An 8,239-nucleotide genomic window follows, 5' to 3' on the forward strand; every position below is an offset into this window, starting at 1 on the left:
CGGCCTTCGAGGCATGGTCGCCGAGTTCGGTGTTTACATCGCCAGGGGTCTCGCCCGGGTCATCGGTTTTGCCGAAGATATCTTGGCTGGCGAGGTCTTGGAGCTGCCCGATATCGCAAACGAGGTGTTTCATAACCTCTGCGAACATCTGATGCCCCTTCATGCTCGGATCCGCTGGTACGAAAACCGCCTCAAGCAGGTCGCCAAGGAAGACGCGCGAGTGCGACTATTACGAACTATCCCCCTTCTCGGGCATGTAAACATGCCCTGCCAGGCAGCGGGCGTTGGCGCAGTGACCGCGTCTGCGATTATCGCGAGCATTGGTGATGGACATCAGTTTGAAAACGGCCGTGCATTCGCAGCATGGTTGGGGCTGACGCCCGCCAACAAGTCCAGTGGCGGTAAGGAGAAATTGGGACGGATTACAAACCCTCTCGGGACATTGCTGCGCAATACCCTGCCGGGCAATGGATGGGCGATCAATATTTACGGTCATTGCTGGTTGTCGGCATGACATCTTTGGTCAGGCAAACCCGATCCCATCCCGAACGGGCCAGTAAATGGCTCACTTCTTTACTGGAACGAAAACCAGCACGCGTAGCGACTGTTGCAATGGCCAACAAAACGGCTCGGATCGTCTGGGCCGTTCTGACCCGAAACCAACCTTACAACCCGCACACGGCTTGAGAGGAATAGAAACAACGAGATAGCAAGACCCGCGAGATGATGGTGCATAAGTCTGCCGCCAAAACCAAGACACCCCGTCGAATGTCCCGGGCTCAAAAGCCCGAATTCCTGTAAGGGACTTGGTTTGCGGAACCCATCCACTGCCCGGCAGGCGATGCTTGCATCGCTGAGAGGGAGGGCCAGCGGTCAAAACCGCGCAAACAGGCCGGACACATGACTGCTTCTGACAAATGCACAAATCTGACCAAAAATGTCTTGCTATGCAGGAGCCATCCACACAGGTCATTCGCTGCGTCTGCGGAAAATCTGATTGAGGTTAAAGAAGCAGACATTGAAAAGCTTGCTTAGGTTTAGCGGTGCTGACTTTAGCGAGCGGACGGTTGGTCGTCAGGTGCAACCCGAACCGGTGGTTCATCTTGAAGTCTTTATGTTCACGCTCATGCTGCCGCTTTGATTATCACCATTAAGTTTTCAGCTGGCGTGATCTGACCAAAATTGGCGGCTGTTCCGTTGCAGAATGTGATTCTAACGCGCGTGCGCGTGCCTTTTTGAGAACCAAATGGAGCCCAATATGCACAGAACCACTCTTGCCACTCTGATAAGCACAGTCAGCGTTCTGGCGACTCTAACGGCCGCCCACGCACAGGATCTTGGACACTATTACTCAGACGCCGAGATTGCGAAGAATTCGCACCCGATCGAACGCACCTATTCGCCCTGGGTCGATCGAAACCTCCCGCAGCGGCCACTATTTGGTGACACCCATCTGCACACGGCGCAATCGTTTGATGCCGTGTCCTTTGGCACATCGGTGACGCCAGAAGACGCCTATCGGTTTGCCCGGGGCGAAGAAATCACATCATCCACCGGGGTGCGCGGTAGGCTGAGCCGCCCGCTGGATTTCCTTGTTGTGGCGGATCACGCCGAAAACATGGGCACGATGGGCGCCGTCAAGGACGGCCTGCCCGAGGTCATGACGGATCCCACCGTGCGCGAATGGCACGAAAACCTGAAGGCGGGTGGCGAAGATGCGATGATTCCCTACTATGCAATCCTAGAAGCGGTGGACAAGGGCACAGGCATGCCGGACGTGCTCTCAAACGAGCGCCTGACCCGGTCGATCTGGGAAGCGAACAATGCGGCTGCGGAAAAGTATAATGATCCGGGCGCGTTCACGGCCTTTATTGGCTATGAATGGTCGTCTAACGCGGGCGGCAACAACCTGCACCGGGTGGTGATGTATCGGGACGGGGCCGACAAGGCCAACCAGATGATCCCCTATTCCAGTTTCATCAGTGAGAACCCCGAGGATCTTTGGGACTGGATGGCAACATATGAGGCTGAAACCCACGGCCAGCTTTTGGCGATCCCCCATAATGGCAATCTGTCCAATGGCCGGATGTACCAGGACACCATGTATGACGGCAGCCCGATCACCCCGGAATGGGCGCAGACCCGCGCCCAATGGGAGCCGCTGATCGAGGCGACACAGGAGAAGGGCGACGGCGAGGCCCACCCCTTCCTCAGCCCCAACGACGAGTTCGCGGACTACGAGACCTGGGACAAGGGCAACCTCAACCTGAGTGTTCCCAAGACCAATGAAATGCTGGAATACGAGTATGCCCGCTCGGCGCTCCAGAACGGCCTGAAGATCGAAGCCGATGTTGGGGTGAACCCCTATCAGTTCGGCATGATCGGCTCCAGCGATGCCCATACCGGCATGGCAGCCATGGCTGAGGACAACTTCTTTTCTAAGTTGCCGCATGTGGAGCCCTCCGAAGAGCGGTTGCAAGCGTGATGCTGAAATTCGACGACGACAACATGTATCGCGGAACCGATATCGCCGCTTCCGGCTATGCCGCCGTCTGGGCGCTGGAAAACACCCGCGAGAGCATCTTTGACGCCATGCGCCGCCGCGAAACCTATGCCACCACTGGCCCGCGCATGGCTGTGCGCCTGTTCGGTGGCTGGGACTTCACTGATGAGGACGCGCACACCCGCCGTCCCGCCATCACTGGCTATGAAAAGGGCGTACCGATGGGCGGCGAACTGAGTGCAGCACCCGAAGGCAAAGCGCCGACCTTCCTTGTTGCAGCGTTGAAAGATGCCATCGGGGCCAATCTGGACCGCTACCAGATCGTGAAAGGCTGGATGGACGCCGAGGGTGCGTTGCACGAGACGGTCTATAATGTTGCGTGGAGCGATGACCGCGCATTGGACGCCGAGGGCAAACTGCCGCTGGTGGGCAGCACGTAGACGTGGCCAACGCAACCTATGCCAACACCATCGGCGCGACCGAACTGGTGGCGACATGGACCGACCCCGATTTCGACCCGGCCCTGAGTGCCTTTTACTACGGCCGCGTGATCGAGATCCCGACGCCGCGCTGGACGGCCTATGACGCCAAGCATTTCGAGGCCGAGGCGCCCGAAGGCACGCAAATGATCACCACTGAACGCGCCTACACCAGCCCGATCTGGTACAAACCAGGCGCGTAGGGTCGAGCGATCAATCCACTTGCGGGTGGCGCGTTGTGACCAAAATCATGCTGCGCCACCCGGTATTCTGACAAGATTAAAGAAGAAACACTCGGATTATAATTGCACTGGGGAGAGCTACTTATGACCGTCTTTCGGAAAATCCAAAACCTTATGGTCGTCGCTTTGATGAGCACCACCGCTACTGTGGCTCTCAGCCAGACACTGCCCGACTATGGGGTCAGCAATGTGCCCAAAAGAGATGCCGAATATTCACCCTATTTGAACCGGGGCTACCCAGAAAAAGTGCTGTGGGGGGACACCCACTTGCACACAGGCTGGTCTACTGATGCCGGTTTCATGGGGGCCACCACCGGGCCCGATGACGCCTATCGCTTTGCCCGCGGAGAAGAGGTGGTCTCCAGCCATGGTGTCCGCGCCAAGCTCGTGCGTCCTTATGACTGGCTGGTCGTTGCTGACCATGCGGAAAACCTTGGCCTGGCCCCGATGGCGCTTGAAAAGAACCCGGCCCTCATGCGCTTTCCCTTTGGCAAGAGAATGGCGGAATTGCTTGCAGACGGAAATATTGATCAGGCCTATGCCGAATGGTTGACGGCCGTCAACGATGGGGAGGATCCCCTTGACGATGACGCGCTGAGAGGCACGGCTTGGGAGCGCATGACCGGTTATGCCGAACAGTTCAACGATCCCGGCGTCTTTACCTCCTTCATCGGGTTTGAATGGACATCCAATCCGGGCGGCAACAATATGCATCGCAATGTCATCTACCGCGGTGGCAAGGACAAGGCGGATCGCAAGCTGCCTTTTACCAACTTCGACTCCTCGGACCCGGAAGATTTATGGGACTGGATGGAGGCCTACGAAGCCGAGACCGGAGGCCGGTTGCTGGCCCTTGCGCATAACGGCAACCTGTCCAACGGGTTGATGTTTGATGACATCACGCTGAGCGGCAAGGAACTCACCCGGGAATATGCGGAACGCCGCATGCGCTGGGAACCGATGTATGAAGTCACCCAGATGAAAGGCGACAGCGAAGCGCACCCCATGCTTTCGCCGAACGATGAGTTTGCCGATTACGGCACGTGGGACAAAGGCAGCTTTGGTGCGGCCAAGGACCCCGGCATGATCAACCGGGAATACGCCCGCGAGGCCTACAAGCGAGGCCTGGTCTATGAGGAAAAGCTGGGTGTCAACCCGTTCAAATTTGGGTTGGTGGGGTCAACGGATTCCCATACGGGTCTGTCAAACCGCCGGCGAAGATAATTTCTTTGGCAAGGTCAGCAAGTTCGAGCCCTATCTGATTAACGGCGAACATAACGAAGAGCGTTTCACCGACAAGGTTACCGGTCGGGTCCCCGATCCCCAGGGACGTAACTTTGACGTCTTCCATGCCGAAACACTTGGCGCTGGTCTCGCGGCTGTATGGGCAACGGATAACACCCGGGAAGCCATCTGGGACGCGATGAAGCGCAAGGAGGTTTACGCCAGCACCGGCACTCGGATCAGCGTGCGCGTCTTCGCTGGCTGGGATTTCGTAGAAGAGGATGTTCAACGTCCTGATTTTGCCGAGACCGGCTATCGCAATGGTGTCCCGATGGGGGGCGATCTCACCCAAGCACCCGACGGTAAGGCGCCAACCCTGATGGTCCGGGCGTTGCGTGACCCAGACGGTGCCAACCTTGACCGCATCCAAATCATCAAAGGCTGGTCTGACGCGGACGGCCAGACCTATGAAAAAGTCTATGACGTGGCTTGGTCGGATAACCGCGCATTAGGCGACGATGGCAAGCTGGCCCCAGTGGGCAATACGGTCGATATCGAAAACGCGCGCTATACCAACAGCATCGGAGACGCGTTGTTGATGGGTTGGAAAGACCCGGACTTCGACCCGGCGGAACGTGCGTTCTACTATGTGCGAGTGCTGGAAATTCCCACGCCGCGCTGGACCACGTATGAAGCCGCGTTCTTCGGGGTTGATCGCCCCGATATGGTCGAGCCGACCCATCAGGAACGCGCCTACACCAGCCCGGTCTGGTACACGCCCAGCAACGGGTAACGCGTAACCATCTACACATTGAAGGGGCTTGTTTGGCAGGCCCCTTCATGTGGGAAGAGACCTCAATGACGCGACCAGCACCACACGGGGGCCACTTGGCCCTATACTTTCAGACGTTCAAGGTGAGCAAGATCAATGGCTATTGACCTAAAGAAAGCCCTTCGGGAACCGATGCTGCACTTTCTAGCGATCGGGGCCGGCCTGTTCATCGCTTTTGGGGCGCTGAACCCGTCTGAAGCGGAAAACCCGGACAAGATTGTAGTCAGTTCGGGGCAGATCGAACAGCTGGAAGCGGGGTTCACCAAGACATGGTCGCGGCCTCCGACACCTCAGGAACGGCAGCGCCTGATCTCCGAATACATCCGGGATGAGGTGTTCTATCGCGAAGCTCTCAATCTGGGATTGGACGAAGGGGACGGGTTGATCCGTCGCCGTCTGCGGCAAAAGCTGGGATTCATTCTTGAGGATGTGTCTGCCCTGACATCCCCTTCGGACGAGGACCTACAGCTGTATTTAACCGCAAACGAAGACCGGTTTCGTCTGTGCCCCAAGCTATCCTTCCAACATGTCTATCTCAGCCCGGACAAGCGCAACGATATAGGCAGGGATGCCGAGGTTGTCCTGACGAGAGTGCGGGCCGGTGAAGACGCGGCGCTGCTTGGGGATCCGATCATGCTGCCCCCATCATACCAGCTTGCCTCTGTTGCTCAGATCAGGCGTGATTTCGGCGAGGAGTTCGCTGGATCACTCGCCTCCGCCCCGGTGGGCACATGGGTGGGGCCGGTTCGATCCGGCTTTGGCGCGCATCTGGTTCTTGTCAGCGACAGGATCCCGGGACGCTTGCCCGATCTGGCCGAAGTCCGCGATCTGGTCGCGCGGGAGTGGCAGCTTGAACAAAAAAAGGCCCTGGAAGAAGAGACCTTCAAAAACTGCTGTCCAGATATGATGTCACTGTCGTGCCGGTAGAAGATCAGCCCCAGCTCACAGGGGAGAACTGAGGATGGTGCGAAGCCTGCATTTTCTTGCCGTACTGCTGACGGTATGTGCGGTTCTTTTTGGCGGCGCGGCGCGCGCGGATGACACGACGCCCGGCTACCTAGAATTCACTGAAATTTCCGAGGGGCGTTACAGCGTGCTTTGGCGCAGCCCAAAGTTGTCTACCCCGCTGCCAGCGTTGGCTTTGCAACTGCCCGGGGCCGCACGGAATCTGACCGAACCAGTCACGACTGAGATGCCGAGATCAATCGTTGAGCGCCGCCTGATCGAGGTCGATCCCGCGCAATTTCTGGGCAGCCGTATCGAAATTGCCGGGCTGCGCGAAAGCAGAACGGATGTGCTTGTGCGGATCGCATTCGCCAATCGAGCCGCGACAACGACTCTGCTGCAGCCGTCACAGCCCTGGATGATCGTGAAAGGTCCCCGAAGTGCAGCGCAGGTTACGTGGGACTACACCGTTTTGGGGTTCGAACACATTCTTGAAGGGTTTGATCACCTATTGTTCGTGTTGGCCCTGCTTCTGATCGTCGGACCAACCAGGAGATTGTTGTGGGCGATCACATCCTTCACCTTGGCGCATAGTCTCACTTTGGCTGCAGCGACGTTAGGATTGGTATGGGTGCCAGGGCCACCGGTCGAGGCTATAATTGCATTGTCTATCTTGTTCCTTGCGGGCGAGCTTTTAAAGGTCAAGCGGAACAAGCCCAGCTTGACAGCAACCTACCCGTGGCTGGTTGCATTTACTTTTGGCCTGCTTCACGGTCTCGGGTTCGCTGGTGCGCTGGCCGATATTGGCCTGCCCGAGCACGAAATTCCGCTGGCTCTGCTGATGTTCAACGTTGGTGTCGAATTGGGGCAGCTCACCTTTGTGCTGAGCGTGCTTGCCGTTGTGTTCCTGCTGAAGAAGTTGTTTCGAGACTGGCCGAACTGGGCGGAACAATTACCGGCTTACTTTATAGGCTCAACCGCATCTTTCTGGGTGATCGAACGGGTAAGTGGGTTTTCAAGCCGGTTGTGCGCGTTGCGCAGCACTTTGTCCGCGCTGCGGTCATTCACTTCTCGAAAATGCTGCGCCATCGACGAATGTCCGGTCTGGGCAAGCTGATGAGTCAGCATCGCGCATCGCTGAATGTCGGGAATGGGCCGTTCGTGATAATCGACACGAAGAGCGGGATTGCTGACACTAGCTGCACGTGCACAGATCAAACTTCGGCCAGACAAAAGCGGTCGTCCGTGACGGGGCGTTTCAAGACCTGGATGCAATCGTGCGCGCCGGGCGGATCAGCATGGGAACCAAAGCGTTGACCACGAACCAAGCATGTACCCGAAGAACCTCAATCGAAAACAGCGACATAAATTGTGAACGGCAAAAGCCTTAGATGACCCGCTTCGGCGGATGAAAGTACTTGCTAGAAATAGCTTGACTGAACCGGTCCCTTTACCGAAGTCCTGACCTTAAGAAACCTATAGGGGACTTCGGCCCCCTATAATGCTATTTGGCAAGCCTCACACCAGCTCCCCCACCATTTTCTTCGATGAATTTGACGCTCGCATCCTCTAACGCTTGGCGAATAGCTTGAAACGTCTTTGGGGAAACGGAATCCTCCCCGGCCTCTGCCCGCCTGACAGTCTTGGTTGATGATCCGATTTTGGATGCAACTTCATCCTGCGAAAGGCCGACCAATGCGCGCGCGGCGCGTAGTTGATTTGACGTTGTCACCTTATTATTGTCCTGTATCGGACATTTCTGTATGTCCACAATGGGACGGTACCACAGTTGGATAACAGCACAACAATCAAAGAGCGCGCGTGCGCGAACGCCCTTGTTTTGTCTCGCTGCACCTTCATCGTTGCGGGCGCATCCGTTGCCGGGTCTGAGTGATGGGGTATCTGTTTGACTTCACCTATCTGATTTCTAATCACTTAGTATTGACGACTTCTAACGGACTTGATATCCGAAAGATATGAAACATGCTCAATTCCTTGCCCTAATGTCCAGAAT

8 protein-coding genes and 1 pseudogene are annotated in these 8,239 nt (G+C 56.9%); 8 read left to right on the forward strand and 1 reads right to left on the reverse strand.

The window, feature by feature from the left end; genetic code table 11:
* The 8 genes and pseudogenes from B4968_RS21285 to B4968_RS21310 form a co-directional block, all read left to right on the forward strand.
* Nucleotides 1-687 (forward strand): annotated as a pseudogene (locus B4968_RS21285) (IS110 family transposase); the annotation flags it as partial.
* Between the two features lie 571 nt (nucleotides 688-1,258).
* Nucleotides 1,259-2,485, forward strand: coding sequence for a DUF3604 domain-containing protein (locus tag B4968_RS25430; RefSeq protein ID WP_206601125.1), 1,227 nt, complete (start codon nucleotides 1,259-1,261; stop codon nucleotides 2,483-2,485).
* Complete coding sequence (locus tag B4968_RS25950) at nucleotides 2,485-2,943, forward strand: DUF3604 domain-containing protein (protein WP_206601126.1); 459 nt, start codon at nucleotides 2,485-2,487, stop codon at nucleotides 2,941-2,943. The genes B4968_RS25430 and B4968_RS25950 overlap by 1 nt, the downstream gene beginning before the upstream one ends.
* Nucleotides 2,944-2,945: 2 nt before the next feature.
* Complete coding sequence (locus B4968_RS25955; protein WP_206601127.1) at nucleotides 2,946-3,185, forward strand: DUF3604 domain-containing protein; 240 nt, start codon at nucleotides 2,946-2,948, stop codon at nucleotides 3,183-3,185.
* A gap of 123 nt (nucleotides 3,186-3,308) precedes the next feature.
* Nucleotides 3,309-4,448 (forward strand): DUF3604 domain-containing protein, encoded by a 1,140-nt coding sequence (locus B4968_RS25440; protein ID WP_277620977.1) that lies wholly within the window; start codon nucleotides 3,309-3,311, stop codon nucleotides 4,446-4,448.
* Nucleotides 4,372-5,241, forward strand: coding sequence for a DUF3604 domain-containing protein (locus tag B4968_RS25445; protein WP_277620978.1), 870 nt, complete (start codon nucleotides 4,372-4,374; stop codon nucleotides 5,239-5,241). The genes B4968_RS25440 and B4968_RS25445 overlap by 77 nt, the downstream gene beginning before the upstream one ends.
* Before the next feature lie 135 nt (nucleotides 5,242-5,376).
* Complete coding sequence (locus B4968_RS21305; protein WP_083101227.1) at nucleotides 5,377-6,207, forward strand: peptidyl-prolyl cis-trans isomerase; 831 nt, start codon at nucleotides 5,377-5,379, stop codon at nucleotides 6,205-6,207.
* 34 nt (nucleotides 6,208-6,241) lie between these two features.
* The gene (locus B4968_RS21310; RefSeq protein ID WP_083101228.1) at nucleotides 6,242-7,342 is read left to right on the forward strand and encodes a HupE/UreJ family protein; all 1,101 of its coding nucleotides are present in this window, start codon (nucleotides 6,242-6,244) and stop codon (nucleotides 7,340-7,342) included.
* Between the two features lie 387 nt (nucleotides 7,343-7,729).
* On the opposite strand, the gene B4968_RS21315 is transcribed toward B4968_RS21310, so the two are convergent.
* A complete protein-coding gene (locus B4968_RS21315; protein ID WP_338153327.1) occupies nucleotides 7,730-7,996 on the reverse strand; it encodes a helix-turn-helix transcriptional regulator in 267 nt (88 codons plus the stop codon).
* Between the last annotated feature and the right edge of the window lie 243 nt (nucleotides 7,997-8,239).

Source organism: Pseudophaeobacter leonis (assembly GCF_002087335.1).
Classification (GTDB): domain Bacteria; phylum Pseudomonadota; class Alphaproteobacteria; order Rhodobacterales; family Rhodobacteraceae; genus Pseudophaeobacter; species Pseudophaeobacter leonis.